Source organism: Archangium gephyra (genome assembly GCF_042230915.1).
GTDB lineage: Bacteria > Myxococcota > Myxococcia > Myxococcales > Myxococcaceae > Archangium > Archangium gephyra_B.
Map to the genome: position 1 here is coordinate 7,879,804 of NZ_CP102578.1, position 16,440 is coordinate 7,896,243.

Below are 16,440 nucleotides of genomic sequence, written 5' to 3' on the forward strand. Positions count from 1 at the left end.
GGAACCCCATGACGGACACGCTCCGATACGTCCCGAACGCCAGCCTGGATGCCACCTTCATCTCCCCGGCCTCCCAGCCCGGGAACGCTCCCGCATCCGTAACCCTGCCCCAGAGCCCTCCGGCGTCGGCCGTGGCGCGGCGCAGCACGGTGCTCCCCCGGGTGGAGTGGACCGGAGACAAGCCCAACGTGGTCCCCTTCGAGCGCGAGCGCTTCGAGGAGATGCGTCCGCTGGGCCAGGGCGGCATGGGCGAGGTGGTGCTGCTCAAGGACCATGACATCGAGCGGATGGTGGCCCTCAAGCGCCTGACGGACACGAACGATCTGGATCGCGTCCTGCGCTTCGTGGAGGAGATCCGCACCATCGGGCAGCTGGATCACCCCAACATCGTCCCGGTGCACGACGTCGGTATCGACCAGAACGGCCGCTACTTCTTCGTGATGAAGCACCTGCAGGGCGACACGCTCGAGACCATCATCCACAAGCTGCGCCAGGGGGACCGCGCCACGCACGCGCGCTTCACCTTCCCCATGCGCGTGCAGCTCTTTCAGGGCGTGCTCAACGCGCTGGCGTACGCGCACCGCAAGGGCTTCATCCACCGCGACCTCAAGCCCGCCAACATCATGGTGGGGCCCTACGGCGAGGTCACCGTGATGGACTGGGGCCTGGCGCGGCGCGTGCGCACCCCGGAGGGCTCGGCGCAAACCGCGCAGTCCACGGGCGGCGCGCCCTCCAGCCTGCGCGACGCGGCCTCGCTCCAGACGCAGCTGGGCGCCGTGGTGGGAACGCCCTTCTACATGTCTCCCGAGCAGGCCCGGGGACAGCACGACGCCGTCGACGAGCGCAGCGACACCTACAGCCTCGCCGTGGTCTTCCACGAGTTGCTCTTCCTGCGCCACTACCTGGACGGGCGTGAGTCGCTGGCCGAGGTGCTCGAGGGCGTGCAGAAGGAGGCGCCCCCGGTGTTCGCCGACGGCTCGAATCCGCACCAGCCGCCGGTGCCCTCCGAGCTGCGCTGGTTCCTCCACAAGGGCTTCGCGAAGGAGCCGGAGCAGCGCTACCAGTCCGTCGACGAGATGATGATGGTGCTCCAGGGCGTCATGGAGGGGCGCATCCACGTCCAGTGCCAGCGGACGCTGATGAAGCGCGGGCTGCACGAGGCCCTCCGCTCGGTGGACAAGCATCCCGTCCTCCTCACCGCCGCCTGCACGACGGCCGCCGCGGTGGTACTCGCCTCCCTGGGCCATCTGCTGCTGGTGTTCTTCGGCTGACACCTGGCGTCCCGGGCACGGAGACGTGTAACTCCAGGAGACTTCAGGTAGATTTCCGGCCCCGGACGCCGTCGCCGCACTCTCCCAAGGTTCCGTTCCATGCCCTCCCTCCCCCAAGGCCCAGCTCTGGTCTCCCGGGATCCGTCCGGTGTGACCACCGGTGGCGAGAGCTCCGCCGAGGAGATGCTTCGGGCCAGCAACACGCTGCTGCGGGCGCTCACCCGGGCCCAGGCGGACTTCATCCGCGGGGAAGAGCCGCGCGAGCTGCTCCAGCGGCTGCTCACGGTGGTGCTGGAGCTGACGCACAGCACGTCCGGCGTCATCGGCGAGCTGAGCGCCACCGGCGGCAGCCCGCCCTCGCTCCTGCTGCTGGCCAGCCTTCCGCGAGAAGAGGCCGGCACCGCGTGGGAGCTTCCCCCGCGGCGGGACGCACCGGGCCAGGAGCCGGGCGATCTGCGCGCGCTCGTGGGAGCCGTCTTCACCACGGGAGCGCCCGTGGTGTCCGGAGGCCCCGGCTCGCCGCACACCTTCCTCGGGCTGCCGCTGGAGTCCGGGGGCGAGCGGATGGGCGTGCTCGGGCTCGCCCAGCGCCCGGGCGGCTACGACACCGGCCTCCTCGACTTCCTCCAGCCCTTCCTCGAGGCCTGCGGGGGACTGCTCGCCGGCGGGCGCCAGGAGCAGCGGCGGCGCCGGGCCGAGCAGGAGCTGCGCCAGACGCAGGAGGCGAGCGCCGAGCGCGTGCGGCTGCTGGCCGAACGCCTGCGGCTGATGATGGACAGCGTGCAGGATGGGCTGTGGGACCTGGACATGCCCACGGGCCGGCTGTTCGCGAACCGGGCCTGGCTGGGCATGCTGGGCTACGCCGAGGGCGAGCTGGAGCACACTCAAGCCACGTGGGTCCGCCTGTGCCATCCCGACGACGAGGCCGCGTCCGAGCGGCTCGTCCAGGAGCATCTGTCGGGTGCCATTCCGCTCATCGAGCGAGAGCAACGCCTGCTGCGCAAGGATGGCAACTGGACCTGGGTGCTGACCCGGGCCCGGGTGGTGACTCGCGACGAGCAGGGCCGCCCGCTGCGCATGGTGGGCACCAACGTGGACATCACCACCCAGAAGCGCACCGAGGAGCGCCTGCGTGCGCTGATCCGCACCCTGCCGGACATCGTCCTGCGCCAGAGCGCGGATGGCACCTACCTGGACTACCACGCCCCCAAGCCCGAGGACCTGGCCGTCTCCCCCGAGTCCCTCATCGGCAGCAACATGCGCCAGCTGCCCTTCCCCAACCCCCTGCTCGACAAGATGTTCATGCACCTGGGGCGCGCCATCCGGGAAGGCACCCTGGAGGTCTTCGAATACGCCTTGGACATGCCCAGCGGGCGCGAGTACTACGAGGCCCGCATCGTCCGCAGTAGCCAGGACGAGGCCGTGTCCATCATCCGCAACATCACCGAGCGCAAGCTGTCCGAGGCGCGCCTGCTGCAGCAGGAGGAGGAGCTGCGGCGCCACCGCGACAGCCTCGAGGAGCTGGTGCGCAACCGCAGCGAGAAGCTGCTCAAGGCCACCATCGAGCTGGAGGAGCAGCAGGCCCAGCTCATCCAGGCCGAGAAGATGGCCTCGCTGGGGCAGATGGCCGCCGGCGTCGCGCATGAGATCAACAACCCGGTCAGCTACGTGATGAGCAACCTGGGGACGCTCGATCAATACGTCTCCTCGCTCACCCCGCTGCTGCAGCTGCAGCGCGAGCTGCTGTCGCAGCCGGCTGGCACCAGCGCGGAGCTGCTCGAGCGCATGGGCGAGCTGTGGAAGCAGGAGGAGGTGGACTACCTGCTCAGCGACATGCCGGAGCTCATCGAGGAGTCGCTGGCGGGCACCCGGCGCATCAAGGAGATCGCCCAGAGCCTGCGCTCGTTCGCGCGCGAGGACACGGGCGAGCCGCAGCTGGTGGACGTGAACACGGAGATGGCCTCCACGCTGAAGATCGTCTGGAACGAGCTGAAGTACAAATGCGAGGTGAAGCGCGACTTCGGGCCGCTGCCGCCCGTGAGCTGCCACCCCACGCAGATCTCCCAGGTGTTCACCAACCTGCTCGTCAACGCGGCCCAGGCGATCGAGACGCGGGGGGAGATCCGCATCCGCACCCGGCACGAGGGCAGCGAGGTGGTGGTGGAGATCGCCGACACCGGCAAGGGGATGACGCAGGAGACGATCTCCAAGCTCTTCACCCCCTTCTTCACCACCAAGCCACGCGGCCAGGGCACGGGGCTGGGGCTGTCCGTGAGCTACGGCATCATCGCGAAGCACAAGGGCCGCATCGACGTGCAGAGCCAGCCGGGCCAGGGCAGCACCTTCACCATCCGCCTGCCCACCGCGCAGCGCTGAAGCTCAGCGCCGCAGCCCGGGCGCGTTCAACGGCAGCCGCAGCCGCGCGCGGCATCCCGGGCCCTCCGTCCGGTTCTCCAGGCGCAGGCTGCCCCCATGCGCCTCGGCGATCTGCCGGCTGAGCGCCAGGCCGATGCCACTGCCCTCCGGCTTCGTCGTGAAGAAGGGCACGAAGAGGTTGGCCGTGTCCGCCAGGCCCGGGCCCTCGTCCTCCACCCAGACCTCCACCGCATCCGCCGACGGGGCCGTCCACGACACCCACACCCTGCCCTGGCGCTCGCGCGCCGCGTCCACCGCGTTGCGCACCAGGTTGATGAGCAGCTGCTCCAGCTGATCGCCGTCCGCGCTCACCGCGAGCATGGGCCCCGGGCGCACCTCCACCGGCAACCGCGTCTCCAGCGCCGCCACCCGCCGCACCCAGGGGTCCACCTCCAGCGGCGAGAGCCTCGGCGGCGGCAGGCGTGCCAGCCGGGCATAGGCGGACATGAAGCGCCCCAGCGACTCGCTGCGCCGCGCGATGATGCCCAGGCCCATCCGCGCGTCCTCCTCCCAGTCCGCCGCGCGCGGCACCTGCGTCAGCGAGTCCTTGAGCGAATCCGAGATGGAGTGGATGGGCGCCAGCGAGTTGTTGATCTCATGGCTCAGCACCCGCACCATCCGCCGCCACGCCTCGCGCTCCTCCTCGCGCAGCGCCAGCCGCAGATCCGCGAGCACCACCAACTGGTGGGGCAGTCCGCCCTGCCGGAACGTCCCCCGGCGCAGCTCGTACGGCCCGCCCTCCACCGCGAAGGTGCGCGCGAGCCGCCGCGGCACCGGGCCCTCCAGCAGCTCCGCCAGCCCGAGCCCCTCCGCCTTCTGGTTCATCAACCGCGCGCGGGGCAACCCGAGCAGCCGCTCCCCGGCGCGGTTGACGAGCTTCAGCGTCCCCTCGGCATCGAAGGTCAACACCGCGACGTCGATCTCCTGCATCACCTGGGTGAGGAGCACGTCGGCTTCCATGGCACCCAGCCGCTGCTCGCGCAGCGTCTCGGCCAGGGTGTTGGTCTCCAGGTACACCTCGCCCAGGGGCTCTCCCCCCCGCGCGCCGCGCCCGCGCACCGAGTAGTCCCCCTCGCGCAGGGCCGCGAGCAGGTTGGCCACCGTCTGTAGCGGCCGGGTGACGCGCTCGCGCACGGAGAGCGCCGCCCCCAGGTGCACGCCCAACACGAGGACGGAGAGCGTCCAGCAGACCTTCGCGCTCGCGTCTCCGCCCCACAGGAGCGCGAGCGCGGTGACGGAGCCCGGCAGTCCCGCCAGCAGCGCCAGCAGGAAGATGTGGATGTCGTGCGCGAGCGGCTTGCGCCGGCTCACCGCGCGCCCTTGATGCCGTAGTACTGCATGCGGCGGTAGAGCGCGCTGCGCGACAGACCGAGCGCCTTCGCCGCGTCACTGACATTGCCCTCGTGCCGGCCCAGCGAGCGCTCGATGAGGTAGCGCTCCACCTCCTCCAGCGTCATCTCCTCCAGGCGGGCCTGGGCCTCGCGGCCGCCACCGCCACGGCGCAGGAGGAAGTCCTCCGCCGTCACCTCGTCCGTGCCGGCCATGAGCAGCGCGCGCTCCACCGCGTGCTCCAACTCGCGCACGTTGCCGGGCCACGCGTAGGCCATCAGCGCGTCCAGCGCGGACGGCGACAGCTTCAGGCCCGAGCGCCCGTAACGCTGGCCGTGGATGTTGAGGAAGTGCGCCGTCAGCAGGGCGATGTCCTCGCGCCGCTCCCTCAACGGCGGCAGGTGCACCTCCACCGTGTTGAGGCGGTAGAGCAGGTCCTCGCGGAAGCGGCCCTCGGCCACCGCCTTGGACAGGTCCACGTTCGTCGCCGAGACGACGCGCACCGACACCCGGCGCACCTTGGAGGAGCCCACCGGGTGCAGCTCGCCCGTCTGCAGCACGCGCAGCAGCTTGGCCTGCTGCGTGAGCGGCATGTTGCCGATCTCGTCCAGGAAGAGCGTGCCCCCGTCGGCCAGCTCGAAGCAGCCGATGCGGTCCGTCTTCGCGTCCGTGAAGGCGCCCTTCACGTGGCCGAACAGCTCGCTCTCGAAGATGCCCTCGGACAGGCCTCCCGAGTTGACGGCGACGAAGGGGCGCTCGGGACGGCCCGAGGCGGTGTGGATCCACCGCGCCACCACTTCCTTGCCCGTGCCGTGCTCGCCGGTGATGAGGACGTTGGCTCCCGAAGGCGCCACGCGCTCCACCATGCGGCGGATGGGCTGCATGGCCCGGGACTCGCCAACGAAGGTGGGACGCTCCCCGCCCTTGCGCAGGTGGGTGTTCTCCTCCTCCAACCGGCGCGAGCGGCGCAGCGCCCGGCCCAGCTCGAGCTGGGTGCGCAGCGTGGCCAGCAGCCGCGTGTTGTCCCACGGCTTCTGCACGTAGTCGCGCGCGCCGCCGCGCATGGCCTCCACCGCGCCCTCCACACTGCCCCACGCCGTCATCACCACCACCGGCAGCGAGGAGTCCAACTGGCGCACGCGCGCGAGCAGATCCAACCCCTCGCGCCCGGACGTGGTGTCCCGCGCGTAGTTGAGATCCATCAGCAGCACGTCCACGTCCTCGGATTCCAACGTGGCCAGGACACCGGCCGGGGACTGGGCGGTGTGGATGACGTACCCATCGCGCTTGAGCAGGAAGCGCAACGCCTCCAGCACATCGGCCTGGTCGTCGGCGATGAGGATGCGCGGCTGAGGCGCGCTGGCGGGGGCGGGAGTGGCGGAGGCGGGCTCGGACACGGCGGACACCTGGGAGGAGGAGACTCTGCCAGAAGCAGTGGCCCAGAGGGAAAACGGAAGGGCCCGGCTCCGCTCTGGGTGGGGCGGCGAGGGAGCGGGCAGGTGCAGCCCCTCCCTCCTGGGGGGCTCAGGCCTGCTGGATCCACCCGTCGGCGAGCTGCACGACGCGGTGGCCGTAGGCGGCATTGGCCTCGGAGTGCGTCACCTGCACCACGGTGGTGCCGGTGCGGTTGAGGGCCTGGAACATCTCCATGATCTGCTTCGCCTGGGTGGAGTGCAGGTTGCCGGTGGGCTCGTCGGCGAGCAGCACCTTGGGGTTGGCGATGAGGGCGCGCGCGATGCCCACCACCTGCTGCTGCCCGCCGGAGAGCTGGTGGGGGTACAGGTCCTTCTTCCCCACCAACTGGAAGCGGTCGAGCATGTCGCCCACCAGTGCCTCGCGCTCGGAGCGCTTGAGATCCCGGTACGAGAGCGGCACCTCGAGGTTCTCCGCCACGGTGAGGCTGTCGAGCAGGTGGTACTGCTGGAAGACGAAGCCGATGGTGCGCTTCGACAGCTCGCCGCGCGCCTTCGCGCCCAGGGAGTGCACCGCCTGGCCGTCCAGGAAGTACTGGCCCTGCCACTCGGCATCGAGCAGGCCCAGGATGGACAACAGCGTGGACTTGCCCGCGCCGGAGGGGCCCATCAGCGTGATGAACTCACCGGGGTGGATGTCCAGCCCGATGCGGCGCAGCACCCAGGAGCGGCCTCCCGCCAGGGGGTAGGACTTCTCGACGTCACGAAGGGAGATGAGGGGTTCGGGCATGATGCTCGCTCGTTGCATTCACTCGGCGCGGAGCGTCTGGGCGGGGTCCACCTTCACCGCGCGGCGTGCCGGCACCCAGCTCGCGAGCACGGCCACGCCGCCCAGCAGCACCGCCGTCCCGCCAAAGGTCAGCGGATCCGTCGTCCCCACGCCCTGCACCAGACTGTCGAGCAACCGGGTGAGCACGCCCGCCGCCACCGCGCCGATGACGACGCCGATGACCGCCAGCCGCACCCCGTAGCCCACCACCAGGCGCACCACATCCATCTCGCGCGCCCCGAGCGCCATGCGGATGCCCATCTCCCGGGTGCGCAGCGCCACCGTATAGGACATCACGCTGTAGATGCCGATGCTCGAGAGCACCAGGGCCAGCACGGCGAACAGGCCCACCAGTCCCAGCACGAACCGGCGATCCGCCAGGGAGGTCTCCACCACCGAGTCCATGGACGCCAGCCCCGACAGCGCCTGATCCGGGTCCATCGCCTTGAACTCCTCGCGCACCCGAGGCACCAGCGCGTCGGCGTCGCCGTCGCCCCGGACGGCCAGCGTCAGCGAGCGGCCCACCTGGGTCACGAACTGGTCCGGCACCTGCTGGAAGGGAATGTAGAACTGGAAGGGCGCGGGCTCCGGCTCTCCGGGGCCATAGGCCACGAGGTGCTTCGCCACGGCGATGATCTCGAACTCCTTGTCGCCCTGGGTGAGGAGCCGCTGTCCCACCGCGCTCTGCCCGGGGAAGAAGCGCTTCGCCAGCACCTCGTCCACCACGATCACCGGCGTGCTGCCCAGGTGATCTTCCGGCCCGAAGCTCCGGCCCTCCAACAGCGGGATGCCCATGGCCTCGAAGTAGTTGGAGGCGGTGATGAACATGACCGACTGCGGCGCCTCGCCCTTCTCGGGAGGCGGCCGGCCCGCGATCCGGAAGCTCGTGTCGGAGAACCCGATCAGCGGCATTCCGTTGGAGTACGTGGCCGACTTCACGCCGGGCATCGCCTGCAGCCGCTCGCGCGACTGCTCGACGAAATTGCGCAGCGCCGCCGGGCCGGGGAAGCGGCTCTCCGGCGCGGACATGCGCAGGGTCAGCACGTTCTCGGGCTTGAAGCCCAGATCCAGCCCCTTGAGCTGGACGAAGGTGCGCGTCAGCAACCCCGCCCCCACCAGCAGCGTGAGCGCCAGGGCGACCTCGGCCACCACCAGCGCGTCGCGAGCCCGGCCCCGGAAGCGAGCGGCCCCCGAGCCCGTGTCCTTCAGCGTCTCCACCAGCGACACCTGGCTGGCCCGGAGCGCCGGGAGGAGGCCGAGCAGCACCCCCACTCCGAGCGACAGCACGAGCGTGAAGCCCAGCACCGTGCCGTCCACGGAGAAGGTCGCGGTGGAGGGAATGCCCTCCGGCCGAGAGGCCGCGATCACGTCCACGCCCCACAGGGCGAGCACCAGCCCGAACCCACCGCCCACCAGCGCCAGCAGCGCGGACTCCACCAGCATCTGGCGGATGAGCCGGCCACGCCCTGCTCCGAGCGAGGCCCGGATGACCAGCTCGCGCTGGCGCGCCGTGCCGCGGGCCAGCAGCAGGTTGACCACGTTGATGGCGGCGATCAGCAGCACGAAGGCGACCGCCGCCATGAGGGCCAGCAGGCTGGGACGCAGGTCCCTCACGAGCCGGTCATGGAACATCGAGAGGCGCGGCAGCACCTTGCTGTTGGAGTCTGGATGGGCCTCCTGCAGCTGGCGGCCGATGCCCTCGAGGTCCGCCCGCGCCTGCTCCAGCGTCACCCCGGGCTTGAGCCGGCCCAGCACGTACATGCCCGGATGGTTGCCCCGCTGCTCGAAGAAGCGGGCCTCCGTCCGGGCCAGGGGCACCCAGATGTCCTGGGCCGTGTAGAACTGGAAGTCCTCGGGCAGGACGCCCACCACGGTGTGCGGCACGCCATTGAGGGTCAGGCTCTTGCCGAGGATGTTCCGGTCCTGACCGAAGCGCCGCATCCAGAAACCATGGGAGAGCATCACCACCGGGGGCCCGCCGAGCACGTCCTCCTCGGGAAGGAAGTTGCGCCCCAGCGCGGGATTCACGCCCAGCAACGGCAGGAACGAGGCGCTCACCAGCCGCGTCCCGAGCCGCTCGGGGACGTCCACCCCGGTGAGATCGAAGGCCCCGGTCCGGAAGGCGGCCAGGTCCGAGAAGCTCCGCTGGCCCGACCTCCAGTCCATGAAGTTGGGAATGCTGACGCTCATCGACGGGAAGCTGGGCGTGCCTTCCTGGATGAAGACGAGCTGCTCGGGGGCCTGGTACGGCAACGGGCGCAGCAGCACGCCATTCACCACGCTGAAGATGGCGGTGTTGGCGCCGATGCCGAGCGCCAGCGTGATGACGGCCGCCAGCGTGAAGCCCGGGCTCTTGCGGAGCAGGCGCAGCGCGAAGCGCGCATCCTGGAGGAAGGTGTCCATGGGGGTTCCCGAAGGGAGGAGGACGTCAGGGGATCAGCGGAGGCGCTCGTCCTGGACGACGCGGCCGTCGAAGAGGCTCACCATGCGCGTACCGAGCCGCGCCTGGTTCGGATCGTGCGTCACCATGATGAGGGTGGCGCCGCCCTTGTGGAGCTCGGAGAGCAGCTGCATCACCTGCTCGCCATTCTTGGAGTCGAGGTTACCGGTGGGCTCGTCGGCCAGGAGGATGAGCGGATCTCCCGCCACGGCGCGCGCCACGGCCACGCGCTGCTGCTGACCGCCGGAGAGCTGCCCCGGCATGTGCCGCGCCCGGTGGCCCATCCCCACCCGCTCCAGCGCCCGCTCCACGCGCTGGCGGCGCTCGTCCGCCGGCATGCCGCGGTAGGTGAGCGGCAGCTCCACGTTCTCGTAGACGGACAGGTCGCCGATCAGGTTGAAGCTCTGGAAGATGAAGCCGATGTGCTGGTTGCGCACCAGCGCCCGCTCCGCCGGGGAGAGGTCCAACACCGACCGGCCATCCAGCAGGTAGGTGCCCTTGGACGCCGTGTCCAGCAGCCCCAGCAGGGCCAGCAGCGTCGTCTTGCCGGAGCCCGAGGGCCCCACGATGGAGACCCACTCGCCGGGCCGCACCGTGAAGTGGACGTCGGCGAGCGCGTGCGTCTCCACCTCCTCCGTCTCGAAGACCTTCGTGATGCCCTCGAGCTGCAAGAGGGCCTTCTGCTGAGCCATCGAAGGAGTTTCCACCGGAGCCGTCTCCTGAGTCTTTACCGCGGTCATCGCCATCATCGCAGCCTCACCCGATCCACCGCGTCCCACGCGGTCATGTCCGAGAGCACCACCTGGTCTCCCTCGGCGAGGCCCTGAACGACCTCGATGGAATTCACCGAGCCCCGGCCGAGCTGCACCGGAACCCGCACCGCCTCGTCACTGCCCGGCACCAGCTTGAAGAGCGACACCGTGGCGTTGGGCTGAGCGCCCGCGGGCCGCCCCATGGACAGCACCTGGCCCAGCCGCTCCAGCTCCACCGTGCCCTCCACGGTGAGATCCGGCCGCGCGCCCTTGGGCAGCTCGCCCGTGAGCATCACCTCCACGCGCACCGTGCCCTGGCTGGCCGCCGGAGCGATGCGCGCCACCGTGCCCACCACCACCCCGTTGCGCGTGTCCACTTCCGCCCGCTGGCCCACCTGGATGTCCCGCGCCTGCGTCTCCGCGATGCGCAGCTCCGCCTTCAGCTTCTCGGGCTTCACCACCTTGGCCAGTACGGTGCCCGGCGTCACCCATTGCCCCAGCTCCAGCGGAAGCTCCGAGAGCACCCCGCCCTCCCCCGCCTTCACCTGCATGGACTCCACCTGCGTGCGGCGGAAGCGCGCCACGGCCTTCAGCCGCTCGATCTGCCCCTGCTGCGCCGCGAGCTGCTCGCGCGTGCTGGACTGGAGCACCGAGAGGCGCTGGCGCTCGAGGCCGAGCCGCGTGGTCAGCTCGCCCGCCCTGCCCTTCACCTGCTGGAGCTCCAGCTTCGGCACGAAGGAGCGGTCCATCAGCGCCACGGTGGCCTCGGCCTGGCTCTCGGCGTTGGTGGCCTCGGTCTCCAGGGTGGCGATGGTGGCCGACTGGGAGATGCGCTGCGTCTCCAGGTTGGTGCGCAGGGCGATGAGCTCGGCCTCCGCGCTGGCGAGCTGGCGCTCGGCCTCCAGGGCCTGCAGCTGGACGTCCGGGTTGGACAGCTCGAGCAGCATCGTCCCCGGCTCCACGGGCGTACCGGGCCGCACGTGGATGCGCTCGACGCGGCCCGCGGTGTCGGCGGTGAGCCAGCGGATGTGCTCGGGTACCAGCGTGCCCGCGCCCTTGACCTGGCGGATCATCGGCCCGCGCTTCACCGTGTCGAGCCACACCGTGCCCCGCTCCACCGTGGGAGCCGCGGCCCGGAGCCGGGAGAGGCCCATCGTCACGCCGATGAGCACGAGCACGCCGAGGCCCGCGAGGAGCCAGGGCTTGCGACGGGTCTTGGGTTTCTTGGGAATGTCCACGTCCGGGCCCTAGAGCGAAGGCCGTGCCAGGACCGATCAGCCCCGCAACCCCTCGGAATCACTCACGGGCACGGGGGGGCTCCGAGGACGGCTGCCCGGTTGTGGAAAGCGTCGTCCCAGGAACGAACACCCCCCCAGCCCCCTCGCCCCACGGCCGGGCGCGCGTGATGAAACGATGATGAAGAGCGGAGCCCCGCATGAGGCACCATGCGGTCCGCATCCGGATGATGGGGCGTGTCTCCCGTTGTCCGAGGTGGCCCCGACGATGAAGCACGCCCTGCGAAGCGCCCTCTGCTGTGTCCTCCTGCTGCTCTCCGCGCCAGCCTTGGCCGATAGCGTCATCATCGGCACGGTCTCCAGCGCCGACGACAAGAAGCCCCTCCAGGACGTGGTGGTCACCGCGACCTCCCCCAACCTCCAGGGCGAGCAGGTCGTGGTGACGGACGCGAACGGCAACTTCCGCATCCCCCAGCTTCCGCCCGGCGTCTACACGCTGCGCTTCGACAAGGAGTTCTTCCGCCCCTTCACGCGCTCGGAGATTCCGGTGCGTCTGGATCGCACCGTCCGCGTGAACGTGCAGTTGCTGCCCGAGAGCTTCGCCGAGGAGATCGTGGTGGCGAGCTCGGGCAGCGGTGCGCCCCCGCTCGACTTCGGCGCCATCGGCCGGAGCATCAGCGACTTCTTCGGAGGCCGGAAGAACGCCAGCCCGCCGCCCCCGCCACCCCCGCCCTCCAACCCCACCGCGGCGGCTCCCCCGCCGCCCGAGCGCATCGCGGCGCTTTCCCCGCAGCCCTTCTCGGACATGTACTTCAAGAGCTACGGGGTGAACCCGACCATCGACACGGAGGAGGAGCGCTTCTCCACCTTCTCCGTGGACGTGGACAGGGCCTCCTACGCGCTGACGCGCGGCTACCTGGAGCGCGGGGCGCTGCCCGACGAGCAGGCGGTGCGGGTGGAGGAGTTCGTCAACAGCTTCGACTACGGCTACAAGAGCGACCCCGAGGCGCCCTTCAGCGTGCACGTGGAGGGGTTCCCCTCGCCCAGCCGCAAGGGCTACCACGTGGTGCACATCGGCCTGAAGGCGCGTGAGGTGAGCCGCCAGCAGCGCAAGCCCGCCCACCTCGTGTTCGTCATCGACGTGTCCGGCTCCATGAACATCGAGAACCGGCTCGGGCTGGTGAAGCAGGCGCTGCGGCTGCTGGTGGACGAGCTGGACGAGCGCGACCGGGTGTCCATCGCCGTCTACGGCTCGACCGCGCACCCGGTGCTCGGGCCCACGAGCGCCGCGAGGAAACACGAGTTGCTGGCCGCCATCGACAGGCTCTCCTCCGATGGCGCCACCAACGCCCAGGCCGGCATCGAGCTGGGCTATGCGATGGCCTCCGAGCACCTGATCGAGGGCGGCATCAACCGCGTCATCCTGTGCTCGGACGGGGTCGCCAACAACGGCATTACGGACGCGGACGGCATCTGGGAGCGGGTGCGCGGCCAGGCCGCGCGGGGCATCACCCTGACCACCATCGGCTTCGGCATGGGCAACTACAATGACGTGCTGATGGAGCGGCTGGCCCAGGTGGGCGAGGGCAACTACGCGTACGTGGACAAGCTGGAGGAGGCGCGCCGCATCTTCGTGCAGAACCTCACCGGCACCCTCCAGGTGGTGGCCAAGGACGTGAAGCTGCAGCTCGAGTTCGACCGCAAGGCCGTGGCCCGCTACCGGCTGGTGGGCTACGAGAACCGGATGCTCGCCAAGGAGCAGTTCACCGATGACCGGGTGGACGCGGGCGAGGTGGGCGCGGGCCATAGCGTCACCGCCATCTACGAGGTGAAGCTGCGCGAGCCCACCGACACCTTCGCCACGCTGCGCATCCGCTACAAGGCGCCGCAAGGGGGCGACTCGCGGGAGCTGGAGAAGCACCTGCCCTCCAGCATCCTGAGGCCGGCGTACGGCCGCACCGCGCCCCCCACGCGCCTGTCCTACGTGGCGGCCGCCTTCGCCGAGAAGCTGCGCGGCTCCTACTGGATGCGCACGCTCTCCTGGGAGCAGCTCCACGCGCTGTGGGAGGAGCTGGACGAGCCCCTGCGCGAGCGGCCGGACGTGAGGGAGCTCGGCTCGCTCATCCGCAAGGCCCAGGCGCTGGACCGGCGCACGGATCGCTTCGAGCAGCTCGCGCCGGTGGTCTCCATGGACTTCGACCGCGTCCCGGTCATCAAGTAGAGAGTCCCCATGCTCCGCAGACTGCTGCCCACCCTCTCCGCCCTCGTGCTCGGCCTCGCCGGGCTCGGGTGGGGTCTGTGGCAGCTGCAACGCATCTTCGCCACCGAGCGCGACGATGCCCGGGCCTCGCTCCGCTCCCGGCGCGAGGCCCTTGATCAGTACGCCCTCGTCTCCCTGAGCCAGACGCTGCGGGAGAAGCTGGAGGAGGCACGGCCCGCGCTGGAGCTCGCCGCGGCCGATCCACTCGCCCCCGCCGCGGGGCTCTACCTGCGCGAGCGGGGGGAGCAACTGCTGCCGCGGCTGGCCCAGCATGACCCGGGAGAGGACTCCCCCGCCCGGGAGCGGTACACGCGGCTGCACGCGGGCAAGGAGGACCCCGAGGAGGCGGAGGACCCCTGGACGGAGCGGCTCGCGCTGATGCGCGCCCTGGAGCGGGCGCTCGAGCGCCGGGACGCGCGGAGCACCACGGATGCGTTGGTGGCCTTCCTGCAGCACCGCGTCCGGTACGTGCTCACCTCCACGCGGGACGTGCCCGGCTTCCTGGTGGTGCTGGAGTCCCTCGCGGAGCGGGCGGCACCGGAGCGCCCCCTGATGCAGGCGCTGATCCACCATGGAATGGAGGACGACAAGGGCCACCGGATGGAGGGGCTGCAACGGCTGCTGCTGCTCAAGCGCTCGCGCTTCACCCGGAGCGACTTCTACTTCCTGCAGGAGCGCGTGGTGGAGCTGTCGCGGCGGACGGGGACGCCGGTGATCGACTTCGAGGCGCGCACCGCGGAGCTGGCCGCCGCGGCCCTGCCCCTGCCCGGCTCGCTGCCCGGCCCGGTGCTGGTGCGCTCCGGCTGGTACCTGGAGCCCAAGGACAAGGACCATGTCCGGGGGGTGGCGGTGGCGCCCGCGGCGCTGCTGGACATCCTCACCCAGGAGATGCGCGAGCGCGGGCTGCTCGGCCCCGAGGGGCACGTGCGGCTGCTCGGGACGGAGGAGGTGCTGCCGCTGGCGAACCTGCCCCTGGGGGTGGAGACGCCGCTGTGGGAGAAGGAGGAAGGGGCCCTGGAGCAGCGCTACCGGTTGAAGACGGGCATGGTGGTGCTGTGCGCGGGGCTGGCGCTGACCATCGCGGGGCTCGCCTTCGTGGCGCAGCACCGCAAGTACCGCTTCCTGGAGCTCAAGAGCGATTTCGTGGCCACCGTATCGCACGAGCTGCGCACGCCGCTGGCCTCCATCCGGCTGCTCGCCGAGACGCTCGAGTGGCGGCTGGCGCAGGGGGCCGAGACGAAGGACTACCCCGCGCGCATCATCCACGAGGCGGACGGGCTGGGGTTCCTGGTGGAGAACCTGCTGTCGTTCAACCGGATCGACAAGGGCCGGTGGGTGCCACACCTGTCGGTGGTGCGGCTGGACGAGCTGGTGGCCACGCTGCGCAGGGACCTGGAGGCCTGGGCGCGGGTGCCGGTGGAGCTGACGGCCGAGGTGGGAGAGCGCGAGCTGCTCGCGGACCCGCAGTTGATGCGGCTGCTGCTGGCGAACCTGGCGCGCAACGCCTGTGCCTACAACACGCGCAACCCCGTGTGCCTGCGCGTGGAGGCACTCGCGGACGGACGGGTGCGCTTCTCGGACAACGGGGTGGGAATCCCCGAGGCCGAGTGGGAGCGCATCTTCGGGGAGTTCTACCGGCTGCGAGGACCGGGGCGGGAGGTGCCGGGCAGCGGCCTCGGCCTGGCGCTGTGCCGGAGAATCCTGCGGCTGCACGGGGGAGACCTCCGCGTGGCGGCCTCCAGTCCCGAGGGAACCACCTTCGAGCTCACCTTTCCGGAGAGGCGCTGAATGAACTCCCCTGCTCCCACCATCCTGCTGGTGGAGGATGATCTCAACCTGCGGCTCGCGCTGCGCGACAACCTGGAGAACCAGGGGGGCTACGGCGTGGAGGAAGCCACCACCGTGGCCGAGGCCCGCGCGCACCTGGCCCGGAGCACCTTCCAACTCATCCTGCTCGACGTGATGCTGCCGGATGGGGACGGCTACACGCTGTGCCGGACGCTGCGCCAGGAGGGGGTGACGACGCCGGTGCTGATGCTGACGGCGCGCACGCTCGAGGACGACGTGGTGCGGGGCTTCGAGGCGGGGGCACAGGACTACCTGGGCAAGCCCTACCGCCTGCGCGAGTTGCTGGCGCGGGTGGGGGCGCTGGTGCGGCGAGGCGGCGGCGTGCCGGTGCCGGTACAGGTGCTGCGCTTCGCGGGCTACCGGATGGACCTGGACCGGCGCAAGGTGGAGACGCCCGAGGGGAAGACGGTGGAGCTGACGCGCACCGAGTTCGACCTGCTCGCGTTCTTCGTGCGGGAGCGCGAGCGAGTGCTGCGCCGGGACGAGATTCTCGACGCGGTATGGGGGCGGGACGTGGTGGTGGACCCGCACACGGTGGACAACTTCGTCTCCAGCCTCAAGCGCAAGCTAGGGTGGAACAGCGCCTCGCGCTTCGCGCTCCAGACGGTGCGCGGCGTGGGCTACCGCATGGAGATCGAGGGCGCCTGAC

Annotated in this window: 11 protein-coding genes; 5 read left to right on the forward strand and 6 right to left on the reverse strand. The window is 70.7% G+C overall.

Translation table 11 applies throughout. The features are described from left to right. Positions 1-8: 8 nt before the first annotated feature. Together NR798_RS30675 and NR798_RS30680 are read left to right on the forward strand one after the other, a co-directional pair. Entirely contained in the window at positions 9-1,271 is a 1,263-nt protein-coding gene (locus NR798_RS30675) for a serine/threonine-protein kinase (RefSeq protein ID WP_375766066.1), read from the forward strand. Positions 1,272-1,421: 150 nt separating this feature from the next. After that, a complete protein-coding gene (locus NR798_RS30680; protein ID WP_375766067.1) occupies positions 1,422-3,647 on the forward strand; it encodes an ATP-binding protein in 2,226 nt (741 codons plus the stop codon). 3 nt (positions 3,648-3,650) lie between these two features. On the opposite strand, the gene NR798_RS30685 is transcribed toward NR798_RS30680, so the two are convergent. The 6 genes from NR798_RS30685 to NR798_RS30710 form a co-directional block, all read right to left on the reverse strand. Beyond that, on the reverse strand, positions 3,651-4,997 hold the full coding sequence (locus NR798_RS30685; protein WP_375766068.1) for a PAS domain-containing sensor histidine kinase: 1,347 nt from the start codon (positions 4,995-4,997) through the stop codon (positions 3,651-3,653). Further along, complete coding sequence (locus tag NR798_RS30690) at positions 4,994-6,412, reverse strand: sigma-54-dependent transcriptional regulator (protein WP_375766069.1); 1,419 nt, start codon at positions 6,410-6,412, stop codon at positions 4,994-4,996. Before NR798_RS30690 ends, NR798_RS30685 begins: the two co-directional genes overlap by 4 nt. A gap of 127 nt (positions 6,413-6,539) precedes the next feature. Then, complete coding sequence (locus NR798_RS30695) at positions 6,540-7,217, reverse strand: ABC transporter ATP-binding protein (RefSeq protein WP_375766070.1); 678 nt, start codon at positions 7,215-7,217, stop codon at positions 6,540-6,542. Between the two features lie 18 nt (positions 7,218-7,235). Further along, on the reverse strand, positions 7,236-9,659 hold the full coding sequence (locus tag NR798_RS30700) for an ABC transporter permease (protein ID WP_375766071.1): 2,424 nt from the start codon (positions 9,657-9,659) through the stop codon (positions 7,236-7,238). A 33-nt stretch (positions 9,660-9,692) separates the two neighbouring features. After that, a complete protein-coding gene (locus NR798_RS30705; RefSeq protein ID WP_375766072.1) occupies positions 9,693-10,388 on the reverse strand; it encodes an ABC transporter ATP-binding protein in 696 nt (231 codons plus the stop codon). A gap of 53 nt (positions 10,389-10,441) precedes the next feature. Beyond that, positions 10,442-11,686: an HlyD family secretion protein gene (locus NR798_RS30710; RefSeq protein WP_375766073.1), complete on the reverse strand. Its 1,245-nt coding sequence runs from the start codon at positions 11,684-11,686 to the stop codon at positions 10,442-10,444. A 265-nt stretch (positions 11,687-11,951) separates the two neighbouring features. Here NR798_RS30710 and NR798_RS30715 point away from each other — a divergent pair, with 265 nt between their 5' ends. The 3 genes from NR798_RS30715 to NR798_RS30725 are packed head-to-tail and all read left to right on the forward strand — an operon-like array spanning position 11,952 to position 16,439. After that, positions 11,952-13,904 carry a von Willebrand factor type A domain-containing protein gene (locus NR798_RS30715; protein WP_375766074.1) on the forward strand — a complete coding sequence of 651 codons (1,953 nt, stop codon included), beginning with the start codon at positions 11,952-11,954 and terminating at the stop codon, positions 13,902-13,904. Positions 13,905-13,913: 9 nt separating this feature from the next. Next, positions 13,914-15,731, forward strand: coding sequence for a sensor histidine kinase (locus NR798_RS30720; RefSeq protein WP_375766075.1), 1,818 nt, complete (start codon positions 13,914-13,916; stop codon positions 15,729-15,731). After that, the gene (locus tag NR798_RS30725; RefSeq protein WP_375766076.1) at positions 15,732-16,439 is read left to right on the forward strand and encodes a response regulator transcription factor; all 708 of its coding nucleotides are present in this window, start codon (positions 15,732-15,734) and stop codon (positions 16,437-16,439) included. It begins immediately after the preceding gene. The last annotated feature ends 1 nt before the right edge of the window (position 16,440 follow it).

Coding starts and splice junctions, on each gene's coding strand:
- NR798_RS30675 (WP_375766066.1), top strand. CDS start 9: ATGACGGACACGCTCCGATACGTCCCGAACGCCAGCCTGGATGCCACC.
- NR798_RS30695 (WP_375766070.1), bottom strand. CDS start 7,217: ATGCCCGAACCCCTCATCTCCCTTCGTGACGTCGAGAAGTCCTACCCC.
- NR798_RS30700 (WP_375766071.1), bottom strand. CDS start 9,659: ATGGACACCTTCCTCCAGGATGCGCGCTTCGCGCTGCGCCTGCTCCGC.
- NR798_RS30705 (WP_375766072.1), bottom strand. CDS start 10,388: ATGGCTCAGCAGAAGGCCCTCTTGCAGCTCGAGGGCATCACGAAGGTC.
- NR798_RS30715 (WP_375766074.1), top strand. CDS start 11,952: ATGAAGCACGCCCTGCGAAGCGCCCTCTGCTGTGTCCTCCTGCTGCTC.
- NR798_RS30720 (WP_375766075.1), top strand. CDS start 13,914: ATGCTCCGCAGACTGCTGCCCACCCTCTCCGCCCTCGTGCTCGGCCTC.
- NR798_RS30725 (WP_375766076.1), top strand. CDS start 15,732: ATGAACTCCCCTGCTCCCACCATCCTGCTGGTGGAGGATGATCTCAAC.